Origin of the sequence: Subtercola endophyticus, assembly GCF_021044565.1 — a bacterium.
Lineage (GTDB): Bacteria > Actinomycetota > Actinomycetes > Actinomycetales > Microbacteriaceae > Subtercola > Subtercola endophyticus.
On sequence record NZ_CP087997.1, the window covers coordinates 1,232,085 to 1,257,501 of the forward strand.

Below are 25,417 nucleotides of genomic sequence, written 5' to 3' on the forward strand. Positions count from 1 at the left end.
CGAAACGGGTCAGAACTTGTAGTGCCTGTTCCGCTGCCGAAAAGCACCGGACCCCCGAGAACTTTAGCTCGCTGATCAAAATACGTCGAAATCGCGTGTCGGTGGCTGCGACTAGCCTATGAGAATGGTCACTTCACAGCCCGGGCTGCACGCCGGCGCCGTGCCTCTCGCGGTGCGTATGCGCCCGAAGAGTCTCGACGAAGTGGCGGGGCAGAAGCACCTGTTGCGACCGGGTTCTCCGCTGGTGAATCTGGCGAGCGACAGCGGCCCGTCGCAGGGGTCGGTCTCGATCATCCTGTGGGGCCCGCCGGGCACCGGTAAGACCACTCTGGCTCAGGCCATCGCGCACAGTTCGAACCGTAAGTTCGTCGAGCTCTCGGCCGTGACGGCCGGCGTGAGAGATGTGCGCCAGGTCATGGAAGAGGCGTTTCGCAGCCGCGATCTCTACGGGGTGTCGACTGTTCTGTTTCTCGACGAGATACACCGCTTCTCGAAGGCGCAGCAAGACGCCCTGCTGCCCGGTGTCGAGAACGGCTGGGTCATTCTCGTAGCAGCGACCACCGAGAACCCGTCGTTCTCCGTCATCTCGCCGCTGCTCTCGCGATCGCTGCTCTTGACGCTCGAGCAACTGACCGACGACGATCTAGGGGTGCTGGTCGATCGGGCGGTGACGGATGCCCGGGGGCTCGCCGGGCGAGTGACGCTGTCTGACGAGGCCAGGGCCGCGATCATCCGTATGTCGTCGGGTGATGCCCGCCGAGCCCTCACTGCGCTCGAAGCCGCTTCGACCTCTGTGCTTGCTGGCGTGGACCCCGACGATGACGACGTACCCGAGATCACCGCCGAAGTGGTGGCGCAGGCGGTCGACCGGGCGCTGCTGCGCTACGACCGCAACGGCGACGAGCACTACGACGTGATCAGCGCGTTCATCAAGTCGGTGCGCGGGTCAGACGTCGATGCGAGCATCCACTATCTGGCACGCATGATCGAGGCGGGTGAAGACCCGCGGTTCATCTGCCGGCGCATGATCGTGCTGGCGGCCGAAGACATCGGCATGGCCGACCCGCAGGCGCTGCTCATGGCCACGGCTGCGGCCGATGCCGTGCAATACATCGGCATGCCAGAGGGGCGTATTCCGCTGGCTGAAGCTGTGGTGTATCTGGCGACGGCGCCGAAGTCGAATGCGTCGAACGTGGCCATCGATCGGGCGATCGCCGATGTGAAGGCCGGAAAGTTCGGCCGGGTGCCCAAACACCTGCGCGATGCGCACTATCCTGGCGCGAAACGGCTCGGCCACGGCAAGGGGTACAAGTACGCGCACGACTCCGATGTGGGTGTGGTCACGCAGCAGTACCTGCCCGACGAGCTGAAGGGTACCGAGTACTACCGCCCCACCGAGCACGGCAACGAACGCGACGTTTCGGCGCGCTTGGAGAAGATCCGCAGAATCACGCGCGGTGAAGGCTGAATCGCGCGAGAATCCGGGCTTGGTTGTGATAATCTTCTCGAGGCCTACTTTTGGGTGTCTTTAGCGCGGCTGCGAGAGACCCCAGTCAGGAAAAACCAGTTCTTTAGCCGAACGGTCCGGTCCATCCCTCTGATTTCGATAGACATCCGATATGTCTAGTCGTCAACAATTTCAGTGTCTCTATTTTGAAGGATGTTTGTGTCTACCAAGTCACGTACCCGCAGCAAGACCCGCCTTTCCCGGGCCCTCGGCATTCCGCTGACCCCGAAGGCGGCTAAGTACCTCGAGAAGCGTCCGTACGCTCCGGGCGAGCACGGCCGCACCAAGCGCAAGACCGACTCCGACTACGCGGTGCGTCTGCGTGAGAAGCAGCGTCTGCGCGCCCAGTACGGCATTCGCGAAGCCCAGCTGAAGATCGTCTTCCAAGAGGCCCGTCGCCAGAGCGGACTGACCGGTGAGAACCTGGTCGAGCTGCTCGAGATGCGTCTCGACGCGCTCGTGCTGCGTGCCGGCTTCGCCCGTACCACTGCACAGGCTCGCCAGCTCATCGTGCACCGTCACATCATGGTCGACGGCGCTCGTGTCGACCGCCCGTCGTTCCGCGTCAAGCCGGGCCAGCTCATCCACGTGCACCAGCGCTCAGAGGGCATGGAGCCGTTCCAGGTCGCAGCAGCCGGCGGTCACGTCGACGTTCTGCCCAAGACCCCGGGTTACCTCACCGTTGAGCTCGACAAGCTGCAGGCGCGCCTCGAGCGCCGCCCGAAGCGCGCCGAGGTTCCCGTGACGTGTGAAGTTCAGCTCGTCGTCGAGTACTACGCGGCTCGCTAGAGTTCGCACAGAGTTCTCAGCTACCAAGCTACGATTGGGGCGAGTCACCTTCGGGTGGCTCGCCTTTTTTCGTACCACACCTTTTCGTACCTCACCGAAGGAGTACCCATGTCGGGTGGAGACATCGCCGGACTGATCGCGGCAGGAGTGTTCGCCGTTCTCGTCGCCATCATCGCGCTGCCGCTGGTGAAGCTCGGCAAGGTGTTCGATGAGACCACGCTGGCCATTCGTGACGTCAGCAAGGGCATCGCTCCGATTCTCGAAGAGTCGACCACGACCATCCAGGAGGCCAACAAGCAGTTGGCGAGGGTCGACGCCATCACCACGAACGTCGCAGAGGTCACCGGCAACGTGAACTCGCTTGTCGCGCTCTTCGCGGCCTCGCTGGGCGGCCCGCTGATTGCGATCGCCAGCTTCGGCGGCGCGGTGCGTGCCGCCGTCAGAGGCACCCATGCCTTCGACGACGACGCGTCGGGGCGTGCGGAGCGTTCGCTGCGCAACGCCACGGCCAAGCCGAAGCGCGAAAAGAGCGAAGCGAAGAAGGCCTCGAAGGCCAGCAGAGCCGAATACTGAAACACCGTAGACTTAAATCCGCTTTTCATCTCACCTCAAGGAGTCACCCTTCGTGAAAAAAGTACTGTGGTTCAGCGCAGGTATCGCCGTGGGCTTTGTCATCGCCCACCAGCTCAACCAGACGGCCCAGGGCAAGAAGGCCTTCGGCAGCATCGAGGCGAAGGTCAAAGACTTCTCCGACGCTTTTGTCGAGGGGTATCACGAGCGTGAATCCGAATTGCGTTCCTCCATCGGCGGCGCGACGAAGTAGTGCTCACCGCAGACATTCGCCAGCGCTGGCTCACCTTCTTCGAAGACCGCGGTCACACGGTCGTTCCCTCGGCGTCGCTGGTCAGTGAAGACCCGACGCTGCTGTTCACGGTCGCGGGCATGGTTCCGTTCATCCCGTACATGTCGGGGCTGGTTCCGGCACCGTTCAAGCGTGCGACCAGTGTGCAGAAGTGCATCCGCACCCTCGACATCGAAGAGGTCGGCAAGACCACTCGGCACGGCACGTTCTTTCAGATGAACGGCAACTTCAGCTTCGGCGACTACTTCAAAGAGCAGGCCATCGAGTTCGCCTGGGAGCTGCTCACCACCAGCGAGGCCGACGGCGGACTCGGTTTCGAGCCGAAAGACCTCTGGGTCACCGTCTACGAAGACGACGACGAGGCGATTGCGTTCTGGAAGAAGACGGCCGGTCTGCCCGACCACAAGATCCAGCGCCTCGGCAAAGACTCGAATTACTGGTCGACCGGCCAGCCCGGCCCCGCCGGCCCGTGCTCCGAGATCTTCTACGATCGGGGACCCGCCTACGGTAAAGACGGCGGCCCGGCGGCCGACGAAGACCGTTACATCGAGATCTGGAATCTCGTGTTCATGCAGTACCTCATCGCCAACGTCACCTCGAAGTACGACTTCGACGTCATCGGTGAGCTTCCGCGCAAGAACATCGACACCGGCATGGGCCTCGAGCGCGTGGCGTTCATCAAGCAAGACGTCGAGAACCTCTACGAGATCGACCAGGTTCGCCCGGTGCTCGACCTGGCTTCCGCACTGTCTGGTCGACGCTACGGCGCGGTTCACGACGACGACGTACGGATGCGCGTGGTCGCCGACCACGTTCGCTCCGCCCTGATGCTGATGTCAGACGGAGTCACCCCGTCGAACGAAGGGCGCGGCTACGTTCTGCGCCGGCTGCTGCGCAGAACGGTGCGCAGCATGCGGCTGCTCGGCGTCGATCGCACGACGTTCCCCGAACTGTTCCCGGCCTCACGCGACGCGATGAAGTCGGCGTATCCCGAACTCGAGGCCGACTACGAGCGCATCTCGCGCACGGCGTACGCCGAAGAAGAGGCGTTTTTGCGCACGCTCTCGGGAGGCACGACCATCCTCGACCTCGCGGTGCAGAAGACCAAGGCCGACAAGAGCGTTGCGCTGGCCGGCGACACCGCGTTTCAGTTGCACGACACCTACGGTTTTCCCATCGACCTCACCGTCGAAATCGCCGAAGAGGCCGGCCTCACCGTCGACCGCGACGCGTTCAACCGCCTCATGACCGAACAGCGCCAGCGCGCGAAGGCCGATGCCAAGAACAAGAAGCTCGGCGCCAGCGACCTCTCGGCGTTCGCCGAGTTCCGCGCAGAGGGCGAGACGGTCTTCACCGGCTACACCGAGCTCGAAACCGACTCGCGCGTGCTGGGGCTCATCATCGACGGCACCTCTGTCAACACCGCGGTCACCGGTGAGCTGGTCGAAGTGATTCTGGCCGAGACCAGTCTGTACGCCGAATCCGGTGGTCAAGAAGCCGACTCGGGCACGATCATCAGCCTCGACGGGGGCCAGACCTTCGAGGTCGAGGTTCTCGACGTGCAGAAGCCGGTCAAGGGGCTCATCAGCCACCGCGGTCGCGTCGTCAGCGGTCAGATCTCCATCGGCGACGCCGCACGCAGTGTGGTCGACAAGAACTGGCGCAAGGGCGCGACCCAGGCGCATTCGGCGACGCACATCGTGCACGCTGCGCTGCGTGAGATTCTCGGCCCGACAGCCCACCAGTCGGGGTCGTACAACAAGGCCGGCTACATGCGGCTCGACTTCACCTGGAGCAATCCGCTGAGCCCGGAGACCAAGAGCGAGATCGAAGAGATCTCGAACACGGCCGTGCAGGCCGACTTCGACGTGATCACCCGCGAGATGGCGGTCGATGATGCGAAGGCTCTGGGCGCCATGGCCCTGTTCGGCGAGAAGTATGGCGACGTCGTGCGCATGGTGGAGATCGGCGGCCCCTGGTCGCGCGAACTCTGCGGCGGTACGCACGTCGTGCACACCTCCGAGATCGGGCTCATCAACCTGCTCGGCGAGTCGTCGATCGGGTCGACCAACCGCCGCGTCGAATCCCTCGTCGGGGCCGATGCATTCCGTGAGTTCGCGACGGAGCGCGCCATCGTGTCGCAGCTCTCGTCGTCACTCAAGGCTCCGCGTGACGAGCTCGTCAACCGCATTTCGACGCTCTCGGCAGACCTGAAGGCGGCCGAGAAGAAGATCGCCGCCTACGAGGCGAGCGCTCTGTCGTCGCGGGTGCCCGCACTCGTGGCGAACGCAGGCCGGGTCGGTGACGTGAACCTCGTCGCCGAATCCGTGGGCGAGCTGCGCTCAGCTGACGACCTGCGGATGCTCGTGACGAGCGTGCGCGAACGCCTCGGTTCCGACGCGAGCGTCGTGGCCCTCGCTGCCGACGTGGCGGGTAAGCCCGTCGTCATCGTCGCCACGAACGAGCAGGCTCGTGGAGCATCGCTGAAGGCGGGGGCCCTCGCGAAGCTGGCCGCCTCGATTCTCGGCGGTGGCGGCGGCGGAAAAGACGACCTGGCACAGGGCGGCGGGGCGAATGTCGGGGCGATCGAAGACGCGCTGACGGGCATCCGTTCGTCAATCACGGCGGCGAAGTAGCCGGTTTGCGCTCGGGAGTGCGGCTCGGCATCGACGTGGGCAAGGCACGTGTCGGTGTGGCGCGCTCCGACTTTCATGGAATGCTCGCGACGCCCGTCGAAACGGTGGCCCGGGCGGCATCGGGCGACACGGACATCAGGCGCATTCTTGCGATCGCGGCAGAGGTCGACGCCGTCGAGTTCATCGTGGGGTTGCCTTTATCGATGTCGGGCGGCACCACGGCATCGACTGACGATGCCGAGGCGTTCGCTCAGCGAATTGCCGACGTCACCGGGCAAGCTGTGCGCATGATCGACGAACGCCTGACAACCGTGTCGGCGCAGTCTGCGCTGCATCGCTCGGGTCGAAATACGAAGACTTCGCGTGCGGTAATCGATCAAGTTGCCGCCGTTATACTTTTGCAACAAGCGCTCGATGTCGAGCGTGCTTCGGGTAGACCGCCCGGTTATGTTGTCGATCCGGCTCCGCCGTCGACCAAACTCACGGGCGTCGACCCGAACGAAGGACGTGAATCGTGACTGACTCCAAGCTGCCCGGCGATCATCCGTTCGCCGAGTTCTTTCGTGAGGCACCTGCCGATGAAGGCCCGGCCGCCGCAAGCCGAACGGCCGCGGCGCAGGCCGCTGCGCCAGCCCCGACCGCCACTCAGGCAGCGGCGCCGGCACCGGGTACTCGGCGCGCGGCGCGTGCCGGCCAGGTGACGGGCGCCGCGGCGGGCAGCTCGGCGCCGTCGAACCCAGCCTCCGGGGTGTCGGCGACCACGACGATTCCCGGCACTCGCCCGGTCACCGGTGCAACAGACGCCTTCGACTCACTTCCCCCGCAGTCGCCACCGCCTGCCGGGCCGCCGCCGCGAGTCCGCGAGCCGCAACCGCCGCGGCGCCGACGAAGCCGCCGCGGGCTCTGGGCGCTCATCATCGCGATCGTGGTCGTGGCGGCTCTCGCCATCGCGGGGTGGTTCGTCTACACCTCGTACGCGCCGCAGATCGAGAAGATCTTCGGCGTCAAGACCGTCGAAGACTATTCGGGCACCGGAACGGGCGAGCAGGTGAGCTTCGTCATCGCGTCGGGCGACACCGGCACGAGCATCGCCGACAACCTGCAGAAGGCCGACATCATCAAGTCGTCGGACACCTTCTACTCGCTGGCGATCAAGAACCCCTCGCTCGTCTTTCAGCCTGGCACGTACACGCTGCAGAAGCAGATGAGCGCCCAGTCCGCACTGGATGCCCTGCAGAACCCTGCCAACGCCGTCACCAACACGGTCGTGATCACCGAGGGAACGATCGCCGCCGACGTGCTCACCCAGCTCGCCGACAAGACCGGCGTGCCGCTCACCGATCTGCAGACGGAAGCCGCGAACTACACCCAGTTCGGCATCGATGCGTCGGCGCCGAACATCGAGGGCTACCTCTTTCCGGCCACCTACACGTTCCAGCCGAATACCAGCGCGCACGACTTACTCAAGACGATGGTCGACCGTGCGTTCCAGTCGCTCGACGCCGCCGGGGTCGCCCCCGCCGACCGTGAGAAGGTGCTGACGATGGCCTCGATCATCCAGAAGGAGGGCGGCAGCACCGACGACTTCTACAAGGTCTCGCGGGTGTTCGCCAACCGCATCGCCGACGGCATGCCGCTGCAGTCCGATGCGACGGTGGCCTACGGCACCGGCTCGAAAGAAGTCGACACCACAGACGCGCAGCGCAACGACGAGTCGAACAAGTACAACACCTACGTCATTCAGGGCTTGCCGATCGGGCCCATCTCGAACCCCGGTGACGACGCCATCAAAGCTGCGCTGAACCCGGCCGACGGCACCTGGCTGTACTTTGTGACCGTCAACCTCGACACCGGCCTGACCTGTTTCTCCGACAATCTCGACGAGCACAACGCCGCCGTTCAGCTCTACCAGGCCGGCAACGCCACCTCCTGCCCATGACGTCGAGTGCGCCGGAAAGTCCGCCCGAGAGCTCGCGGCGGCCGACGGCTTGCCGTCTGGCGGTTCTCGGCTCGCCGATCGCGCACTCCAAGTCGCCTCAGCTGCATCTTGCGGCTTACCAGGCGCTCGGTCTCGATTGGGAGTACACCCGCGCCGATGTCGCCCCCGGTGAGCTCAGCGACTTCGTGCTCGGGCTCGACGAGTCGTGGCGAGGATTGTCTCTGACGATGCCGCTGAAAGAAGAAGTGCTCTCGCTCATCGACTCCGCCGACGTGCAGAGTCTGCTGACGGGCGCGGCGAACACGGTGTTGTTCGGCCGGAGTGGCGATGCGCTCTCGGTGCAGGGCTTCAACACCGACGTCGGAGGCATCGTCGACGCCCTCGCCGGCACGGGAATTTCGCGCAGCAGCGAGGTGCTGATTCTGGGCGCCGGGGCGACGGCACGGTCATCCGTCGTCGCCGCGGCCGAGCTCGGCGCCGAACACGTCACCATCGCTGCGCGATCGCCGCAGAAGGCCGAGCAGATCACCGCTGTCGCGACGAATGCCGGTGTGGCGGTCTCGGTGGTGTGGCTGGCCGATGTGCTGGGGGCCGAAGTCGACGCGCCGGTGACGATCAGCACGTTGCCCGGCGGGGCTCTGACCGCCGCCGACATCGCCGGGTTCGCGCCCACCCCCGGCGCCGCCCTGCTCGACGTGGCCTACGACCCGTGGCCGAGCCCGCTGGCCGAGGCGTGGCAATCGCGCGGGGGAGTCGCGGTCTCCGGGCTGTGGATGCTCGCCCACCAGGCCCTCGCGCAGGTTCGCATCTTCGTGAACGGCGACCCGCAGCTGCGGCTTGCCGACGAGCCCGCCGTCTTCGCGGCCATGACGCGCGCCATCGGGCTCACCGCCTGAGACGTGAGTCCACGCTCAGTTCGGCGCATCCGCGCCTGGTCGAGCAGCAGCGGATGCACCAAGCTGTGTCAACTCGCGGCGACGCCACGAACCCAGCGCCCGACTATGGGAGGATTGAGGCATGCTTCGTTGGCTCACCGCCGGTGAATCCCACGGCCCCGAACTCATTGCCATCATTGAGGGCCTGCCGTCTGGAATCCCGGTCACCCTGCACGATATCCGCACCGATCTGGCGCGCCGCAAACTCGGTTACGGCCGAGGCGCGCGCATGAAGTTCGAACAAGACGAGGTGACGGTCTCGGGCGGCGTGATCCACGGGCTCACCATCGGCAGCCCGGTCGCCATTCGCATCGGCAACACGGAGTGGCCCAAGTGGGTCGACGTGATGAGCTCCGAGCCCATCGAGAACTACGTTCCGAGTGCCGGCCGCGGGGCTCCGCTGACCCGCCCGCGCCCGGGGCACGCCGACCTGGTGGGCATGCAGAAGTACGGCTTCGACGAGGCCCGCCCCGTGCTCGAGCGTGCCAGCGCACGTGAGACCGCTGCGCGCGTCGCCCTCGGCGCCGTCGCGAAGAAGTTCCTCGGTGAGCTGGGCATCACCCTGGTCAGCCACACGCTTTCGATCGGCCCGGTGAGGGTTCCGGATGGCTCGCGCCTGCCCGTGCCGGCCGACGTCGACCTGCTCGACGCCGACCCCCTGCGCTGCTTCGACCCCGAGACATCCGCTCTCATGGTGGCCGAGGTCGATCAGGCTCACGAAGACGGCGACACCCTCGGCGGCGTGGTCGAGGTGCTCGCGTACAACCTGCCGCCCGGCCTCGGCTCGCACGTGCACTGGGATCGGCGTCTCGACTCGCAGCTGGCTGCCGCGCTCATGGGCATCCAGGCCATCAAGGGCGTCGAGGTGGGCGACGGCTTCGAGACCACGCGCCGCCGCGGGTCGCAGGCGCACGACGAGCTGTTCGAGATCGACGGCGAGATCGAGCGTTCGAGCGACAAGGCCGGCGGCACCGAGGGCGGCATGAGCACGGGAACCGTGCTGCGCGTTCGCGCCGGAATGAAGCCCATTGCGACGATTCCGCACGCCCTGCGCACGGTCGACGTCGCGACCGGTGAGGCCGCCGCCGCGCACCACCAGCGCTCCGACGTGTGCGCGGTGCCCGCCGCCGGCGTGGTTGCCGAAGCCATGGTGGCGCTCGTGCTCGCGAACGCCGTGCAAGAGAAGTTCGGCGGCGACTCGGTGCGTGAGACGAAGCGCAACCTCGAGGGGTACCTGGCCGCGATTCCGGATGCTCTGCGAACCGGTTCCGCGAGCGTCGGCGTGCCCGCCGAGCTGCCGTGACCGTCGTCATCATCGGGCCACCGGCCGCGGGCAAGACCCGCATCGGCCGGCGCATCGCGCACCTGCTCGAGCTGCCGTTCACCGACACCGACAAGCAGATCGTCGCCTTGCACGGGCCCATCCCTGCCATTTTCGAGGCGCAGGGCGAGCAGGCCTTCCGCACGCTCGAGCGGGCCGAGGTCGTTCGTGCCCTGGCGAGCGGCGGCGTGGTGTCGTTCGGCGGCGGCGCTGTGCTCAACCGCGCCACCCAGGCCGACCTCGACGGCTGCCTCGTCGTACTCTTCACCGCCACGGCCGAGGCAGTTTCAGCACGCCTCGGCAATTCCAAGCGCCCTCTCGTTCCCGATATCGACTCGTGGCAGCGGGTCGCGGATGCCCGGCACGACCTCTACGAGAGCCTCGCCGACATGACCATCGACACTTCGCACCGCAAGGCCGACGACATCGCTGCAGATGTAGCCGCCTGGGTGCGCACGCAGCTCGCCAAGGAGACCGTATGACCACCGACACCACGCCCGCGACCGCGAACGCGGCAGACGGCGCCGGCACGACACCGGACCCGGCCGCCGACATTCCCACGATCATCCGCGTCTCGGGGGCAGCGGGCGGTGCGGCGGGATCGTACGAGGTCGTCGTCGGCCGCGGAGTGCTGTCGAGCCTGCGCGACTCGTTCGCCTCGGGTGTGCGCAAGGTGCTCATCGTGCACGCTCCGCCGCTGGCCGACTGGGCGGGGGCGCTTCGCGACGAACTCAAGGGCGACTACGAGGTGCTGCTCGCCGAGGTTCCGGATGGTGAGGGCGCGAAGCGGGTCGAGGTGGCGTCGTTCCTCTGGCAGATTCTGGGGCAGGCCGACTTCACGCGCTCCGACGCCATCGTGGGCTTCGGTGGGGGAGCGACCACCGACCTCGCCGGGTTCGTGGCGGCCACCTGGCTGCGCGGCGTTCAGCTCATCCAGGCGCCGACAACGTTGCTCGGCATGGTCGACGCTGCCGTCGGGGGTAAGACGGGCATCAACACCGCCGAGGGCAAGAACCTCGTCGGCGCTTTCTACGCGCCCAGCGCCGTGATCGCCGATCTCGACACGCTCGTGAGCCTGCCGCGCAACGACCTGCTCGCCGGCTTCGCCGAGGTCGTGAAGTGCGGGTTCATCGGCGAGCCCGAGATTCTCGACATCATCGAGGCCGATGTCGAGCTCGCGACCGACCCGCTGTCGCCGCAATTCCGCCGGCTGATCGAGCTGTCGATCGGGCTCAAGGCGCGTGTCGTCAGCGAAGACTTCACGGAGTCGGGTCTGCGCGAGATTCTCAATTACGGGCACACCCTCGGTCACGCCATCGAGCACACCGAGCGGTACCAGTGGCGCCACGGGGCCGCAGTGTCGGTCGGCATGATGTTCGCTGCAGAGCTCTCGCGTCTCACCGGCACCCTCAGCGATACCGCGGTCGAGCGGCAGCGCCGCATTCTCGAGTCGCTGACGCTGCCCACGACGTACCCGGTCGGCCGGTGGAAGACCCTGCTTGCCGCCATGCAGCGCGACAAGAAGGCGCGCGGGTCGATGCTGCGCTTCATCGTGCTCGACGACATCGGCAAGCCGTCGGTGCTGGCCGGGCCCGAGACGTCGTTGCTGTTCGCGGCCTACCAGGAGGTCGGCTCATGAGCGAGAACGCGCCGGGCGCAGCCGGCGAGGGGGCCTCACCCCGGGCATCCAGTAGCGGCCAGACGCACGTGCTGGTGCTCAACGGACCGAACCTCGGCCGCCTCGGCAGCCGTGAGCCCGACGTGTACGGCAACCAAGACCTCGCCGCGCTCACCACCCTGCTCGAGCGCTCGGCGCCCGTGGGCTTCACCATCGAGGTGCGGCAGACCGACGACGAGGGTGAACTCATCGGCTGGCTGCACGGGGCGGTGGATGCCCGCACTCCGGTCATTCTGAACCCCGCCGCCTTCACGCACTACTCGTACGGGTTGCGCGATGCCGCCGCCATGGTGACGAAAGCCGGACTGCCGCTGATCGAGGTGCACATCTCGAACCCGCACGCGCGCGAGACGTTTCGGCACACGAGTGTGATCTCGGGCATCGCGACCGGAGTCATTGCGGGGTTCGGGTTCGAGTCGTATCGGTTGGCGCTGGATTACCTGGAGCGCACGCTGGGCTAGGTAGTCGTTCGCTCGGCGAGAGCCGGGCATCCACTCGCCGAGCGCTCTCTCAGCCTCGGCACGAATCCTCGACTACACTGGTATGTCGGGCCGATACTGGCCCCAGCTCTTTCTCAAATGAATGGATTCACCCATGGCTTCGACAAGCGACATCAGTAACGGCGTAGTGATGAAGATCGACGGGCAGCTCTGGGCTGTCGTCGAGTTCCAGCACGTCAAGCCCGGCAAGGGTGGGGCATTCGTTCGCACCAAGATCAAGAACGTGGTCTCGGGCAAGGTCGTCGACCGTACCTTCAACGCCGGCGCCAAGATCGAGACGGCCAACGTCGACCGCCGCGACTACACCTACCTCTACAACGACGGCCAGGACTTCGTGTTCATGGACACCGACACCTACGAGCAGCTGCCGGTCAGCGCTACCGTCGTCGGTGACGCCAAGAACTACATGCTCGAGAACCAGACGGCCACCATCGCGCTGCACGAAGATGCGCCGCTGTACGTCGAGCTGCCTGCGTCGGTCATCCTCGAGATCACCTACACCGAGCCGGGCCTGCAGGGCGACCGTTCCACCGGCGGCACCAAGCCGGCCACCGTCGAGACCGGCCATCAGATTCAGGTTCCGCTCTTTCTCGAGCAGGGCACCAAGGTCAAGGTCGACACGCGCACCGGAGACTACCTCGGCCGCATCACCGACAAGGGCTGATCGGCCTTGAGCGCACGAACCAAGGCGCGCAAGCGTGCCCTCGACGTTCTGTACGCGGCAGACGTGCGGCAGATCTCGATCAACGAATCCCTCGCCGCCGAGGCTGCTCGCGCCCTGACGCAGCCCGACCGTGAGTCGTCGTGGCTGTACGCCCGCGACATCGTCGACGGCGTCGTGGCGCACGGCTACGAGATCGACGAACTGATCGAGACGTACGCCGTCGGCTGGACCCTCGGCCGCATGCCGCACATCGACCGAGCCCTGCTGCGCATCGGCATCTGGGAGATCCTGTACAACGACGAGGTTCCGGATGCCGTGGCCATCGCCGAGGCCGTCGAAGCCGCCCAGTCGCTCTCCACCGATGCTTCTGCCGCCTTCATCAACGGCATCCTGGCCAAAATCGCCTCCTCGAAGGGCGTCGCCCACTAGCGACAAAAAGCTAGGAGATTTCGAGGGTGTAGCGGCCATACCGCGGTATCCCCTCGAAATCGCCTCTTTTCTTGCGCGTGCGGTCAGACCGAGGGCACAGCCAGGGCTGGTAATGTGGAAGTATACCGAAAACCTTTAAGTGCCGTCCTGTGAGGCGGGGAAGGGGGCGGAGTATGGCGCGAGTTGTGCTGTCTCAGGCCGATATGCAGCGGGCGTTGACCCGCATCTCGCACGAGATCCTTGAATCGAACAAGGGCGCGGCCGACCTGGTGATTCTGGGCATTCCCACGCGCGGGGTGTTTCTGGCGCAGCGCATTGCGGCGATCATCCAGCGCATCGAGCCCGACACGGCAGGTGCCGGCGGTGGCGATCTGAACCCCGGGGTCGGCAGCGGCTCGTCGATGGTGGGGGCGCTCGACGCCACGATGTACCGCGACGACCTCTCGCGAAACCGCACCCGCACACCCTCACCGACACAGATTCCGGCCGGGGGAGTCGACGGCAAGACCGTCGTGCTCGTGGACGACGTGCTGTACTCGGGGCGCACCATTCGCGCGGCGCTCGACGCGCTGAACGACATCGGGCGCCCGCGCGTGGTGCGACTCGCCGTGCTGATCGACCGCGGGCACCGCGAGCTGCCGATTCGCGCCGACTTCGTGGGCAAGAACCTGCCGACGTCGACGGATGAACGGATCAACGTGCGGCTCGCCGAGCTCGATGGCGTCGAAGAGGTCAGCATCGAGAACCGTGCCGCCGAGCATCCGGATGCCGGCACAGCGCCGACTACCCCGGCGAACACCAGCAACGCCACCGAGGCGAGCGCATGAGGCACCTGCTCACCACCAAACACCTGAGCCGCGACGCCGCGATCCAGATTCTCGACGTGGCCGAAGACATGGCCGACGTCGCCACCCGCGAGGTCAAGAAGCTGCCGACCCTGCGCGGTAAGACCGTGGTGAACCTCTTCTTCGAGGATTCCACCCGCACGCGCATCTCGTTCGAGGCTGCTGCCAAACGCCTCAGCGCCGATGTGATCAACTTCAGCGCCAAAGGCTCGAGCGTCTCGAAGGGCGAAAGCCTCAAAGACACCGCCCAGACGCTCGCTGCCATGGGCGCCGACGCCGTGGTGATTCGGCACCAGAGCAGCGGCGCCCCGCAGGTGCTCGCCGAGAGCGGCTGGATCGACGCGCCCATCGTGAACGCGGGCGACGGCACCCACGAGCATCCGACCCAGGCCCTGCTCGACGCCTTCACCATGCGCCGCCGCCTCTACAACGGCCAGAGCCGCGGCCGCGATCTCGACGGGGTCAGCGTGGTGATCGTCGGCGACATCCTGCACTCCCGCGTGGCCCGCTCGAACCTCTGGCTGCTCGAGACCCTCGGCGCGCACGTGACCTTCGTGGCCCCCGCCACGCTGGTACCGCTCGGCGCCGAGACCTGGCCGGTGACCGTGAGCTACGACCTCGACGCGACCCTCGCCGCCGAGAAGCCCGACGTGGTGATGATGCTGCGCATTCAGAGCGAGCGGATGAACGCGGCCTTCTTTCCCAACGCCCGCGAGTATTCGCGTGAGTGGGGTCTTGACGACGTGCGCTTCGCAGCGCTGCCCACGGATACGATTGTCATGCACCCCGGCCCGATGAACCGCGGGCTCGAGATCTCTGCGGCGGCCGCCGATTCCGCCCAGTCCACCGTGCTCGAGCAGGTCACCAACGGGGTGTCGATCCGGATGGCCGTGCTCTACCTGCTGCTCTCCGGCGACCGAGAGGCCCTGCTCTGATGACCACAAGCACCAGCTACCTGATTTCGGGCGCGACGCTGCCGAATGGCTCGCGCGCCGACCTGCTGGTTCAGGATGCCCGCATCACCGCCGTGGGCACGAACCTCGACACCGGCTCAGAAGTCACCGTCATCGACGCCGACGGACTCATCGCGCTGCCCGGCCTGGTCGACCTGCACACCCACCTTCGCGAACCCGGATTCGAGCAGAGCGAGACCGTGCTCACCGGGTCCCGCGCGGCCGCGGCTGGGGGCTTCACCAGCGTCTTCGCCATGGCCAACACCCTGCCCGTCTCCGACACCGCCGGGGTCGTCGAGCAAGTACAGGCGCTCGGTGACGCGGCCGGCTACGCCACCGTGCGCCCGATCGGGGCCGTGACCGTGGGCCTGGCCGGCGAACGGCTGAGCGAGATCGGCGCGATGGCGCACTCCCGCGCCCAGGTGCGTGTCTTCTCCGACGACGGCAAGTGTGTGCACGATTCGCTGCTGATGCGACGCGCTCTCGAGTACGTGCGAACCTTCGACGGCGTCGTCGCCCAGCACGCGCAAGACCCGCGGCTCACCGAGAACGCCCAGATGAACGAGGGCGCTCTCTCGAGCGAACTCGGGCTGAAGGGCTGGCCGGCGGTCGCCGAGGAGTCGATCATCGCCCGTGACGTGCTGCTGGCAGAGCACGTGGGAGCACGGTTGCACGTGTGTCACGTTTCGACCGCGGGCTCGGTGGAGGTCATCCGGTGGGCGAAGAGTCGCGGCATCACGGTGACGGCCGAGGCGACCCCGCACCACCTGCTGCTCACCGAAGATCTCATTCGCAGTTACGACGCGCGCTACAAGGTGAACCCGCCGCTGCGCCGCGATGAAGACGTGCAGGCGCTTCGCGAGGGTCTCGCCGACGGAACGATCGACATCATCGCCACCGACCACGCCCCGCACCCGAAAGAGTCGAAAGAGGCCGAGTGGGATGCCGCGAGCTTCGGCATGGTCGGTCTCGAGTCGGCGCTCAGCGTCGCGCAGACCGCCCTCATCGACACTGGCCTTCTGACCTGGGCCGACATCGCCCGGGTGCTCTCGCAGACTCCCGCCGACATCGGGCGCCTCGCAGACCACTCACACGACTTCGAAGTGGGAGCCCCGGCGAACTTCACGCTGGTCGACCCCGCGAACACCAGCACGTTCGACCTCGGCCGGCTCGCCGGCAAGAGCACGAACTCGCCGTACCTCGGGCGAACCCTCTCCGGCCGGGTGGAATACACGTTCCACCACGGCTATCCCACCGTCAGCGCCGCCGCCGTGCGGCCCGACGACGAGGTCGCCCGCGCGGCCGCAGCATGGAAAGCAGGTAACTGACATGGACCCGAACCAGATCGGCCCGGCCCTCATCGTTCTCGCGATTCTCGTGGTGATCTACCTCGGCATGGCCTGGGCGTGGCGAGCGCGCAAGCGCCGCCAGGCGGCCTTCGAGGTGAAGACCGAGACGCCCGTGGATGCCGGTGAGCTGCTGCTCGAAGTACCGATGCTCTACGTCGCCACGACGCCGGCCAACAAGCCGCTCGAACGCCTCGCGCTGCCCGGCCTCGCCTTTCGCGGCCGCGGAACGTTCATCGTGTGGCGCCGCGGCATCACCATCTCGGTGAACGGCGAGCCCGACGTGTTCGTGCCGCTCGAGCAGATCCGCTCCATCGGAACCTCGACCTACGCTATCGACCGCGTGGTCGAGAGCGGCGGGCTCACCCGCCTCGACTGGACCACCTCGCTCGCCGGTTCTGACGCCGACCGCTTTCGGGCCGCAACGGTCGGCGCGACTCGCCGCGAGAAGAAGGCCGCGATCGCTGCCGCCGTCTCGTCGGCGCACGACACCACAGAGGCACTGGCCGCCGTCGTCTCGGCGAGCGCCGAGGTAGAAGCCGAGGCACAAGCCGCCGCAGAGGCAGCCGCACAGGCCGAAGCGAAAGCCGCCGCTGCCTCTTCTGCACCGCGCCCGCACCTGACCGCCGACATCGAGTCGTACGTGCGCATCCTCGACTCCACCGATGCCCTGCGCGTTCTCAGCACCGTGCAGTCGCTGCTGCCGCAGCACGACCTCCCCAGCCAAGAAGGGCACCTCGCGTGATCGCACCCGAACCCGCAGTATTCGTTCTCGAAGACGGCAACCGCTACATCGGACGCGCCTACGGAGCGCGCGGCCGCACCTTCGGCGAGGCGGTCTTCGCGACCGGCATGACCGGCTACCAAGAGACCCTCACCGATCCCTCGTACGCCGGCCAGATCGTCATGATGACGGCCCCGCACATCGGCAACACCGGAACCAACGACGAAGACCTCGAGTCGTCGCGCATCTGGGTATCGGGCTATGTCGTGCGTGATCCTTCGCGCATCGTGTCGAACTTTCGCGCAACCCGCTCGCTCGACGACGATCTGATTCGTGACGAGGTGGTCGGCATCAGCGGAATCGACACGCGCGCGGTCACCCGGCACATCCGGTCATCCGGAGCCATGCGCGCCGGCATCTTCTCGGGCCCCGACTTCGAGCTGTCACCGGATGCCCAGCTCGACCTGGTGCGCGCCGGAGCCGAGATGACGGGGCTGAACCTGTCGAGCACCGTCTCGACGAACGAGCGCTACACCGTGCCCGCGGTGGGCGAACGGATCGGGTCGGTCGCGGTGCTCGACCTCGGCGTGAAGAAGTCCACTCTGAATTACCTCGCCCAGCGCGGGTTCGACGTGGAGGTGCTGCCGGAATCGGCCTCGACCGAAGAGGTGCTGGCGCTGGCCCCGAGCGCGCTGTTCTACTCGAACGGGCCGGGCGACCCCGAGGCATCCGAAGGTCACGTCGCCGTGCTGCAAGACGTGCTGCGCGCCGGGGTGCCGTACTTCGGCATCTGCTTCGGCAACCAGCTGCTCGGGCGCGCGCTCGGCTTCGGAACCTACAAGCTGCCGTTCGGGCACCGCGGCATCAACCAGCCGGTACTCGATCGCACTACCGGCAAGGTCGAGATCACGTCGCAGAACCACGGGTTCGCCGTCGACGCGCCGCGTGAGGGTGTCATCGAGTCGCCCGCCGGCTTCGGCCGGGTCGAGGTGAGTCACGTGAGTTTGAACGACGACGTGGTGGAGGGCATCCGCTGCCTCGACATCAACGCGTTCTCGGTGCAGTACCACCCCGAGGCGGCCGCAGGGCCGCACGACTCGATGTACCTGTTCGACCGGTTCAGAGACATGGTTCTCACCGGCAAACTCGACATCTCGACCGCTGGTGCCATCAGAGACACCACCGACACCTCCGCTCTTCCCGAGACAGCAGAAAGCAAGTAATGCCCAAGAGAGAAGACATCAAGAGCGTTCTGGTCATCGGATCGGGCCCGATCGTCATCGGTCAGGCCTGCGAGTTCGACTACTCGGGCACCCAGGCCTGCCGCGTTCTACGCGAGGAGGGCGTGCGCGTCATCCTCGTGAACTCGAACCCGGCCACCATCATGACCGACCCCGACTTCGCCGACGCGACGTACGTCGAGCCCATCACCTGGCGTGTCATCGAGAGCATCATCGCCAAGGAGAAGCCCGACGCGATTCTGCCGACGCTCGGCGGCCAGACCGCGCTGAACGCGGCCATCGACCTGCACAAGCACGGAATTCTGGAGAAGTACAACGTCGAACTGATCGGCGCCAACTTCGAGGCCATCAACAAGGGCGAAGACCGCCAGATCTTCAAAGAGCTGGTGCTGCAGTGCGGCGCCGACGTGGCCCGCTCGCACATCGCGCACACCGTCGAAGAGGCCGTGGGCTTCGCTCTGGATCTCGGTTACCCGTTGGTCGTTCGCCCCTCGTTCACGATGGGCGGGCTCGGCTCGGGTTTCGCATACACCGAGACAGAGCTGCGCCGCATCGTCGGCGACGGCCTGCACCAGAGCCCCACGACCGAAGTGCTGCTCGAAGAGAGCATTTTGGGCTGGAAAGAGTACGAGCTCGAGCTCATGCGCGACACGGCCGACAACACCGTGGTCGTGTGTTCGATCGAGAACGTCGACCCGGTCGGTGTGCACACGGGCGACTCGATCACCGTGGCTCCGGCGCTCACGCTGACCGACCGCGAGTACCAGAACCTGCGCAACATCGGCATCGACATCATCCGCGCGGTGGGCGTCGACACGGGCGGCTGCAACATCCAGTTCGCCATCGACCCCGCCAACGGGCGCGTCATTGTCATCGAGATGAACCCGCGCGTGTCGCGGTCGTCTGCGCTGGCCTCGAAGGCGACGGGCTTCCCCATCGCGAAGATCGCCGCGAAGCTCGCCATCGGCTACCGGCTCGACGAGATTCCGAACGACATCACTCGCGTGACTCCTGCTTCGTTCGAGCCGACGCTCGACTACGTGGTCGTGAAGGTGCCGCGGTTCGCCTTCGAGAAGTTCCCGGCCGCCGACCCGACCCTCACCACCACCATGAAGTCGGTGGGCGAGGCCATGGCCATCGGGCGCAACTACTCGACCGCCCTGCAGAAGGCGCTGCGCTCGCTCGAGAAGCGCGGGTCGTCGTTCCACTGGGACGGGCCGGCCTCTGAGCTGTCGAAGGATGAACTGCTCGCCATCGCCGCCGTGCCGACCGACGGGCGCATCGTCACGGTGCAACAGGCTCTCCGTGCCGGCGCGACCATCGACGAGGTGTTCGAGTCGACCAAGATCGACCCCTGGTTCATCGACCAGATCGTGCTCATCAACGAAGTAGCGGATGCCGTCGCCGCCGCCTCCGAGACCGACGAAGCCACGCTGCGCCTGGCCAAAGACCACGGCTTCAGCGATGTGCAGATCGCCGCACTCCGCGGGGTCGGCGAAGACGACATCCGTGCGCTCCGGCACTCGCTCGACGTGCGCCCGGTGTACAAGACGGTCGACACCTGCGCGGGGGAGTTCCCGGCGCTCACGCCGTACCACTACTCCTCGTACGACCTCGAGACTGAGGTCACCCCGTCAGAGCGCCGCAAGGTCGTCATTCTGGGCTCGGGCCCGAACCGCATCGGCCAGGGCGTCGAGTTCGACTACTCCTGCGTACACGCCTCGTTCGCGCTGAGCGACGCGGGTTACGAGACCATCATGATCAACTGCAACCCCGAGACGGTCTCGACCGACTACGACACCTCGGATCGCCTCTACTTCGAGCCGTTGACGCTCGAAGACGTGCTCGAAGTGATCCATGCCGAGCAGCAGAGCGGCGAGCTGGTGGGTGTGGTTGTGCAACTCGGCGGGCAGACCGCACTGGGGCTCGCCAAGGGCTTGAAGGCCAATGGCGTTCCGATTCTGGGTACGACCCCTGAAGCGATCGACCTGGCCGAAGAGCGCGGGTTGTTCTCGGGCATCCTGGATGCCGCCGGCCTGCTCGCACCGAAGAACGGCACGGCGCACGACTACCCCTCGGCGGTCACCGTGGCCGAGGAGATCGGGTACCCCGTGCTGGTGCGCCCGTCGTACGTGCTCGGCGGTCGCGGCATGGAGATCGTCTACGACAGCCCCTCGCTCGAGGACTACTTCGTGCGGGTCGCCGGTCAAGGCATCGTGGGGCCGACGCATCCGCTGCTCGTCGACCGCTTTCTCGACGACGCCATCGAGATCGACGTCGACGCGCTCTACGACGGCGAAGAGCTGTACATCGGCGGCATCATGGAGCACATCGAAGAGGCGGGCATCCACTCGGGTGACTCGTCGTGCACGCTGCCTCCGGTGACGCTGGGTCAGGATGTCATCGCTCGCGTGAAGAAGGCCACGCTCGGCATCGCGGAGGGTGTCGGCGTGCGCGGGCTGCTGAACGTGCAGTTCGCGGTGGGCGCGGGCATCTTGTACGTGCTCGAGGCGAACCCGCGGGCATCCCGCACCGTGCCGTTCGTGTCGAAGGCGCTCGGAATTCCGCTGGCGAAGGCGGCGTCGCGCATCATGGTGGGCGACTCGATCGCCTCGCTCAAGGCCGAGGGGATGCTGCCGCTCATCGACGGGTCGATCGTGCCGTTCGACGCGCCGGTCTCGGTGAAAGAGGCCGTGCTGCCGTTCAAGCGATTCCGTACCAAAGAGGGCCTCGTGGTCGACTCGGTGCTCGGGCCGGAGATGCGTTCGACGGGTGAGGTCATGGGTATCGACCGCGACTTTCCGCGGGCGTTCGCCAAGAGCCAGGAGGCCGCGTACGGCGGGCTGCCGACCTCCGGTGCGGTGTTCGTGTCGGTCAGCGACCGCGACAAGCGTGCCATCGTGCTGCCCGTGCTGCGGCTCTCGCAGCTGGGTTTCGAGATTCTCGCCACCATCGGCACGGCCGAGGTGCTGAACCGCAACGGAATCCGTACGCGAATCGTTCGTAAATACAGCGAGGGTGTCGACCTCACGAACGACGAGCCGAACATCGTGGACCTGATCAATCGCAATGAGGTCGACATCGTCATCAATACGCCCTCGGGCCGCTCGGCGCGGGCCGACGGGTACGAGATCCGGGCCGCGGCGGTGGCGGCCGACAAGCCGCTGTTCACCACGATCGCGCAACTCGGGGCGGCGGTGGCATCCTTCGACGGCATTCGTGACGGCTTCACCGTGACGTCGCTGCAGGAGTACGCCTGGGAGCGCGCCGAGGCCCTCGAAAAGGCCGAGCTGCTGGCCGCGGCGGCCCTATGACCAGCACCGAAGACGGGGAGGGCGCCCCGCTCACTGTTCCTGGCGCGATCGACTTTGCGAAAGTGCCCCCAAAATCTGAAGGTTCGGGCACTTTTCGCGAAGTCGATTCCGTCGCGGGGGGAGGAGGTGCGCGCGGGTTCGGCGCGCGCCTCGAGGAGGTTTTTGCGCGGTACGGGCAGCTGTGCGTGGGCATCGACCCGCACGATTATCTGCTCGACGCGTGGGGGCTGCCGCGCTCGGCCGAGGGGGTGCGCGAGTTCGGCCTGCGGGTCGTGGATGCCGCCGCCGGCCTGACGGGCATCGTCAAGCCTCAGGTCGCCTTCTTCGAGCTCTACGGCGCTGCCGGGTTCGCGGCGCTCGAAGAGGTTCTGGCGGCTGCTCGAGCAGCGGGTCTGCTTGTCATTGCCGATGCCAAGCGCGGCGACATCGGCAGCAGCGTCGAGGCGTACGGACGAGCATGGCTCACCCCGGGTTCATCCCTCGAGGTCGACGCGATGACCCTGACGGCCTATACCGGAGTCGCATCGCTGACGGCGGTTTTTGACCTCGCTGAGTCGACCGGCAAGGGTGCGTTCGTTCTGAGCGCCACGTCGAATCCCGAGTCGTTCACGCTTCAAACGGCGCGTTCGGGCGAGTTATCCACAGCCGGGTTGGTGGCCTCAGAAGTGTGCACATTCAATCGGGTTCGCGTCTCGCAGAGCGGTGACCTCGGTAACATCGGACTCGTGCTCGGTGCAACCAAGAACCTCCTCGATTACGGCGTCGACCGCGACCTGCTCGCGACGACCCCGGCTCCTCCGGTGCTCGCCCCGGGTTTCGGCTTTCAGGGCGCCACCTTCGACCAGGTGCGCTCCGTGTTCGGCCCGCTGGCCTCGGCGACTGTGGTAGCGGTGTCTCGGTCGGTGCTGCAGAGCGGTGCGCAGGGCCTCGGCGCGAGCATCCGGCAGCAGGCAGCTGAGCTGGCCGAAGCACTGGCGGCTACGGCGGCCACAGCGTGAGGCCCCCCGAGGTCGACCGTGTCGCCGCCTCGAAGGCCGCCGTTGCCGCTCGGCGCGCTCGAGCGGCGGTGAAGAACGCGGTGGTCGAGGGCACCCGCTCGGCGTCAGATGTCGTGCAGGCGGGGCTCGCAGATCAGAGTTCTGCCGAGGGCGGTCTGCGTGTTCGCGAGCTGATGCTGTGTCTGCAGGGCCTCGGCCCGGTGCGGGTGGATCGCACGCTTCAGCAGCTCGGCATCTCGCCGTCGAAACGTATCGGCGGGCTCGGCCGGCACCAGCAGCCCAAACTGCTCGAGTACCTCGACTCACGCGAACGCCGTGCCACGGGCGCGGCGGATGCAGCGGCGGATGCGGCTGCGGACGCAGCGGGCTCGCTCGACTCGGCAAGCGCACGCGGTCGGGCCACGGCGGTGACGCCGACCAGGCTCGTCGTGCTTGCGGGCCCGACGGCCGTCGGCAAGGGAACGGTATCGACGTACATCCGCGAGAACTATCCGGATGTTCGGCTTTCGGTATCGGCGACCACCAGATCCCCACGCCCCGGCGAGGTCGACGGAGTCAGCTACTACTTCGTGACCGACGCCGAGTTCGACCGCATGGTCGCCGAGGGCGAGTTTCTCGAGTGGGCCGTGGTGCACAATCAGTCGAGGTACGGCACACCGCGCTCCCCCGTTCAGCAGGCGCTCGATGCCGGCAAGAGTGTGCTGCTGGAGATCGATATTCAGGGTGCACGGCAGGTACGGGCATCCATGCCCGAGGCGGTGCTGGTGTTTCTGCTGCCGCCCACGTGGGAAGAACTGGTGCGCCGGCTCATCGGCCGCGGCACCGAATCGAGCGAGGAACAGGCGCGCCGATTGGCCACCGCGAAGGTCGAATTGGCGGCTCAAGACGAGTTCGATTACCGCGTCGTGAACAGCAAAGTCGAAGATGCGGCCCGAGAGGTCGTAGACTTGATGAATATTTCGTAGGCCCGCCGCGGTCTTGCGTGCGCCGCACCTCACCTCGCGTGACTGCAACTCGTCTCGTGTGAGCGAGCGGCGCCGTGATCTTCCCTCGATTCAAGGAGTAACCTCATGCCTTCCAAGCCACTCGGCATCATCGACCCGCCCATCGACGAACTGCTCTCGAAGGTCGACTCCAAGTACGCCCTCGTCATCTTCGCCTCGAAGCGTGCTCGCCAGATCAACGACTACTACGCCGACCTGCACGAAGGCAGCCTGTTCGACAACGTCGGCCCGCTGGTCGACTCCGGCATCGACGACAAGCCGCTGTCGATCGCGCTGCACGAGATCAACGAAGACAAGCTGACGGTGAAGGCCAACGAGCCTATCGCCGAGGTCAACTAAGCTTTTCGCACTTTCACAAGGCCCTCCGTTCGCGCGGAGGGCCTTTTGTGTCGTGGCAGAGTAGAGGCATGAACATCGTCGTCGGCATCACCGGGGGAATCGCGGCCTACAAGGCGGTCGGCGTCGTCAGAGGGTTTGTACTCGCGGGTCACACCGTTCAGGTCATCGCCACCGAACACGCGCTGCGATTCGTCGGCAAGCCCACGCTCGAGGCCATCTCGCGCAACACGGTGCACACCGACCTCTACGAGGGTGTCTCCGAGGTGCGGCACGTCGCCATCGGGCAGGCGGCCGATCTCATCGTGATCGCGCCCACCACCGCGAACACTCTCGCGAAACTCGCGGCGGGCATCGCCGACGACCTGCTCGGCAACACCGTGCTGGCCACGAAGGCGCCCATTCTCTTGGCTCCCGCGATGCACACGGAGATGTGGATGAACGCGGCCACGGTCGCGAACGTCGCCCTCTTGCGTGAGCGGGGCTTTCGGTTCATCGGTCCGGCGTCGGGGCAGCTGACGGGCTCCGACTCGGGGCCGGGGCGCATGGCGGAGCCCGACGAGATCGTGGCAGAGGGGCTGCGGATGCTCGGGGGAGGCGCGGCGCCGGCCGGGCATCCCCTCGGCGGCCAGCCGCAGGTCGAGCAGGGGAGCGAGCATCCGCTACCCGCGTCAGACGCTGCGCCCGTGGCGCGCGACCTGGAGGGCGTGAACATTCTGATCTCTGCGGGCGGCACGCGCGAGCCGCTGGACCCCGTGCGGTTCATCGGTAACCGATCGAGCGGCAAGCAGGGCGTCGCCCTCGCCGACGCGGCGGTCAGTCGTGGAGCGCGGGTCGTTTTCGTCGGGGCGCACCTCGAAGTGGAGGCGCCGCGGGGCGCGGAGATCCATTCGGTGGAGACGGCGGAGGAGCTGCGGGTGGAGATGATCGCCCTTGCGCCCGAAGCAGACCTGATCATCATGGCCGCGGCCGTGGCCGATTACCGGCCGCGGGCGGTCGCTGAGGCAAAGATCAAGAAGGAACAGGTCGGTGACACCCTGACTCTCGAGCTGGTGAAGAACGCCGATATTCTCGCGGAGCTCGCGACCGACGCGGGCGCGCACCAGACGATTGTGGGCTTTGCGGCCGAAACGGCGGCCACCTCTGACGAGCTTCTCGCGCTCGGCCGCGCGAAGATCGCACGCAAGGGCTGCGACTTCTTAGTTATCAACAGGGTGGGGTGGCACGAGGGTTTCACCACAGACGGTAACGAAGTCGTGGTCGTGGATAAGACCGGGCATATAGTGATCGAGGTCGCCGGAACGAAAGTGTCGGTGGCACACAGCATTCTGTCTGCTGTTGTCTGACTGTTGTTAGCTGAATCTCGTTTTCCAGAACCACCACGCACACCGGAGCA

Annotated in this window: 24 protein-coding genes; all 24 read left to right on the plus strand. The window is 66.4% G+C overall.

Translation table 11 applies throughout. The annotated features are described in order from the left end of the window. Positions 1-124 precede the first annotated feature (124 nt). Positions 125-1,468, plus strand: a complete 1,344-nt coding sequence (locus tag LQ955_RS05870; RefSeq protein WP_231027249.1) for a replication-associated recombination protein A — start codon at positions 125-127, stop codon at positions 1,466-1,468. A 198-nt stretch (positions 1,469-1,666) separates the two neighbouring features. Then, on the plus strand, positions 1,667-2,296 hold the full coding sequence (rpsD, locus tag LQ955_RS05875) for a 30S ribosomal protein S4 (protein ID WP_231027250.1): 630 nt from the start codon (positions 1,667-1,669) through the stop codon (positions 2,294-2,296). A 108-nt stretch (positions 2,297-2,404) separates the two neighbouring features. Beyond that, complete coding sequence (locus LQ955_RS05880) at positions 2,405-2,869, plus strand: DUF948 domain-containing protein (RefSeq protein WP_231027251.1); 465 nt, start codon at positions 2,405-2,407, stop codon at positions 2,867-2,869. Between the two features lie 52 nt (positions 2,870-2,921). Next, entirely contained in the window at positions 2,922-3,119 is a 198-nt protein-coding gene (locus LQ955_RS05885) for a hypothetical protein (protein ID WP_231027252.1), read from the plus strand. Beyond that, positions 3,119-5,794, plus strand: a complete 2,676-nt coding sequence (alaS, locus tag LQ955_RS05890; RefSeq protein WP_231027253.1) for an alanine--tRNA ligase — start codon at positions 3,119-3,121, stop codon at positions 5,792-5,794. Before LQ955_RS05885 ends, alaS begins: the two co-directional genes overlap by 1 nt. A 5-nt stretch (positions 5,795-5,799) precedes the next feature. Continuing rightward, positions 5,800-6,312 (plus strand): Holliday junction resolvase RuvX, encoded by a 513-nt coding sequence (gene ruvX, locus LQ955_RS05895; RefSeq protein WP_231027254.1) that lies wholly within the window; start codon positions 5,800-5,802, stop codon positions 6,310-6,312. Then, positions 6,309-7,733, plus strand: a complete 1,425-nt coding sequence (gene mltG / locus LQ955_RS05900) for an endolytic transglycosylase MltG (protein ID WP_231027255.1) — start codon at positions 6,309-6,311, stop codon at positions 7,731-7,733. Before ruvX ends, mltG begins: the two co-directional genes overlap by 4 nt. Next, positions 7,730-8,629 (plus strand): shikimate dehydrogenase, encoded by a 900-nt coding sequence (locus LQ955_RS05905; RefSeq protein ID WP_231027256.1) that lies wholly within the window; start codon positions 7,730-7,732, stop codon positions 8,627-8,629. Before mltG ends, LQ955_RS05905 begins: the two co-directional genes overlap by 4 nt. A 121-nt stretch (positions 8,630-8,750) precedes the next feature. Further along, positions 8,751-9,971 carry a chorismate synthase gene (aroC, locus tag LQ955_RS05910; RefSeq protein WP_231027257.1) on the plus strand — a complete coding sequence of 407 codons (1,221 nt, stop codon included), beginning with the start codon at positions 8,751-8,753 and terminating at the stop codon, positions 9,969-9,971. Further along, the gene (locus LQ955_RS05915; RefSeq protein WP_231027258.1) at positions 9,968-10,471 is read left to right on the plus strand and encodes a shikimate kinase; all 504 of its coding nucleotides are present in this window, start codon (positions 9,968-9,970) and stop codon (positions 10,469-10,471) included. The genes aroC and LQ955_RS05915 overlap by 4 nt, the downstream gene beginning before the upstream one ends. Next, positions 10,468-11,628: a 3-dehydroquinate synthase gene (gene aroB, locus LQ955_RS05920; RefSeq protein ID WP_231027259.1), complete on the plus strand. Its 1,161-nt coding sequence runs from the start codon at positions 10,468-10,470 to the stop codon at positions 11,626-11,628. Before LQ955_RS05915 ends, aroB begins: the two co-directional genes overlap by 4 nt. After that, positions 11,625-12,128 (plus strand): type II 3-dehydroquinate dehydratase, encoded by a 504-nt coding sequence (locus LQ955_RS05925; RefSeq protein ID WP_231027260.1) that lies wholly within the window; start codon positions 11,625-11,627, stop codon positions 12,126-12,128. The genes aroB and LQ955_RS05925 overlap by 4 nt, the downstream gene beginning before the upstream one ends. A gap of 133 nt (positions 12,129-12,261) precedes the next feature. Next, on the plus strand, positions 12,262-12,831 hold the full coding sequence (gene efp / locus LQ955_RS05930; protein WP_231027261.1) for an elongation factor P: 570 nt from the start codon (positions 12,262-12,264) through the stop codon (positions 12,829-12,831). 6 nt (positions 12,832-12,837) lie between these two features. Then, a complete protein-coding gene (gene nusB / locus LQ955_RS05935) occupies positions 12,838-13,260 on the plus strand; it encodes a transcription antitermination factor NusB (protein ID WP_231027262.1) in 423 nt (140 codons plus the stop codon). 173 nt (positions 13,261-13,433) lie between these two features. Further along, positions 13,434-14,087, plus strand: a complete 654-nt coding sequence (gene pyrR / locus LQ955_RS05940) for a bifunctional pyr operon transcriptional regulator/uracil phosphoribosyltransferase PyrR (protein WP_231027263.1) — start codon at positions 13,434-13,436, stop codon at positions 14,085-14,087. Further along, positions 14,084-15,040 carry an aspartate carbamoyltransferase catalytic subunit gene (locus tag LQ955_RS05945; protein ID WP_231027264.1) on the plus strand — a complete coding sequence of 319 codons (957 nt, stop codon included), beginning with the start codon at positions 14,084-14,086 and terminating at the stop codon, positions 15,038-15,040. The genes pyrR and LQ955_RS05945 overlap by 4 nt, the downstream gene beginning before the upstream one ends. Beyond that, positions 15,040-16,386 carry a dihydroorotase gene (locus LQ955_RS05950; protein WP_231027265.1) on the plus strand — a complete coding sequence of 449 codons (1,347 nt, stop codon included), beginning with the start codon at positions 15,040-15,042 and terminating at the stop codon, positions 16,384-16,386. Before LQ955_RS05945 ends, LQ955_RS05950 begins: the two co-directional genes overlap by 1 nt. 1 nt (position 16,387) lies before the next feature. After that, positions 16,388-17,149, plus strand: coding sequence for a PH-like domain-containing protein (locus LQ955_RS05955; RefSeq protein WP_231027266.1), 762 nt, complete (start codon positions 16,388-16,390; stop codon positions 17,147-17,149). Continuing rightward, positions 17,146-18,351 carry a glutamine-hydrolyzing carbamoyl-phosphate synthase small subunit gene (gene carA, locus LQ955_RS05960; protein ID WP_390623443.1) on the plus strand — a complete coding sequence of 402 codons (1,206 nt, stop codon included), beginning with the start codon at positions 17,146-17,148 and terminating at the stop codon, positions 18,349-18,351. Before LQ955_RS05955 ends, carA begins: the two co-directional genes overlap by 4 nt. Next, complete coding sequence (gene carB, locus LQ955_RS05965; RefSeq protein WP_231027267.1) at positions 18,351-21,683, plus strand: carbamoyl-phosphate synthase large subunit; 3,333 nt, start codon at positions 18,351-18,353, stop codon at positions 21,681-21,683. The genes carA and carB overlap by 1 nt, the downstream gene beginning before the upstream one ends. Then, positions 21,680-22,681, plus strand: a complete 1,002-nt coding sequence (gene pyrF / locus LQ955_RS05970) for an orotidine-5'-phosphate decarboxylase (RefSeq protein WP_231027268.1) — start codon at positions 21,680-21,682, stop codon at positions 22,679-22,681. Before carB ends, pyrF begins: the two co-directional genes overlap by 4 nt. Then, on the plus strand, positions 22,678-23,646 hold the full coding sequence (gene gmk, locus LQ955_RS05975; RefSeq protein WP_231027269.1) for a guanylate kinase: 969 nt from the start codon (positions 22,678-22,680) through the stop codon (positions 23,644-23,646). Before pyrF ends, gmk begins: the two co-directional genes overlap by 4 nt. Before the next feature lie 105 nt (positions 23,647-23,751). After that, on the plus strand, positions 23,752-24,024 hold the full coding sequence (rpoZ, locus tag LQ955_RS05980; protein WP_231027270.1) for a DNA-directed RNA polymerase subunit omega: 273 nt from the start codon (positions 23,752-23,754) through the stop codon (positions 24,022-24,024). A 68-nt stretch (positions 24,025-24,092) separates the two neighbouring features. Further along, positions 24,093-25,367, plus strand: a complete 1,275-nt coding sequence (locus LQ955_RS05985; protein ID WP_231027271.1) for a bifunctional phosphopantothenoylcysteine decarboxylase/phosphopantothenate synthase — start codon at positions 24,093-24,095, stop codon at positions 25,365-25,367. Positions 25,368-25,417: the final 50 nt, after the last annotated feature.

Bases quoted from the DNA above. Each gene is read 5' to 3' on its own strand.
- LQ955_RS05870 (WP_231027249.1), top strand. From the start codon at position 125: ATGGTCACTTCACAGCCCGGGCTGCACGCCGGCGCCGTGCCTCTCGCG.
- LQ955_RS05880 (WP_231027251.1), top strand. From the start codon at position 2,405: ATGTCGGGTGGAGACATCGCCGGACTGATCGCGGCAGGAGTGTTCGCC.
- LQ955_RS05905 (WP_231027256.1), top strand. From the start codon at position 7,730: ATGACGTCGAGTGCGCCGGAAAGTCCGCCCGAGAGCTCGCGGCGGCCG.
- aroC (WP_231027257.1), top strand. From the start codon at position 8,751: ATGCTTCGTTGGCTCACCGCCGGTGAATCCCACGGCCCCGAACTCATT.
- aroB (WP_231027259.1), top strand. From the start codon at position 10,468: ATGACCACCGACACCACGCCCGCGACCGCGAACGCGGCAGACGGCGCC.
- LQ955_RS05925 (WP_231027260.1), top strand. From the start codon at position 11,625: ATGAGCGAGAACGCGCCGGGCGCAGCCGGCGAGGGGGCCTCACCCCGG.
- efp (WP_231027261.1), top strand. From the start codon at position 12,262: ATGGCTTCGACAAGCGACATCAGTAACGGCGTAGTGATGAAGATCGAC.
- pyrR (WP_231027263.1), top strand. From the start codon at position 13,434: ATGGCGCGAGTTGTGCTGTCTCAGGCCGATATGCAGCGGGCGTTGACC.
- LQ955_RS05945 (WP_231027264.1), top strand. From the start codon at position 14,084: ATGAGGCACCTGCTCACCACCAAACACCTGAGCCGCGACGCCGCGATC.
- LQ955_RS05950 (WP_231027265.1), top strand. From the start codon at position 15,040: ATGACCACAAGCACCAGCTACCTGATTTCGGGCGCGACGCTGCCGAAT.
- LQ955_RS05955 (WP_231027266.1), top strand. From the start codon at position 16,388: ATGGACCCGAACCAGATCGGCCCGGCCCTCATCGTTCTCGCGATTCTC.
- carB (WP_231027267.1), top strand. From the start codon at position 18,351: ATGCCCAAGAGAGAAGACATCAAGAGCGTTCTGGTCATCGGATCGGGC.
- pyrF (WP_231027268.1), top strand. From the start codon at position 21,680: ATGACCAGCACCGAAGACGGGGAGGGCGCCCCGCTCACTGTTCCTGGC.
- rpoZ (WP_231027270.1), top strand. From the start codon at position 23,752: ATGCCTTCCAAGCCACTCGGCATCATCGACCCGCCCATCGACGAACTG.
- LQ955_RS05985 (WP_231027271.1), top strand. From the start codon at position 24,093: ATGAACATCGTCGTCGGCATCACCGGGGGAATCGCGGCCTACAAGGCG.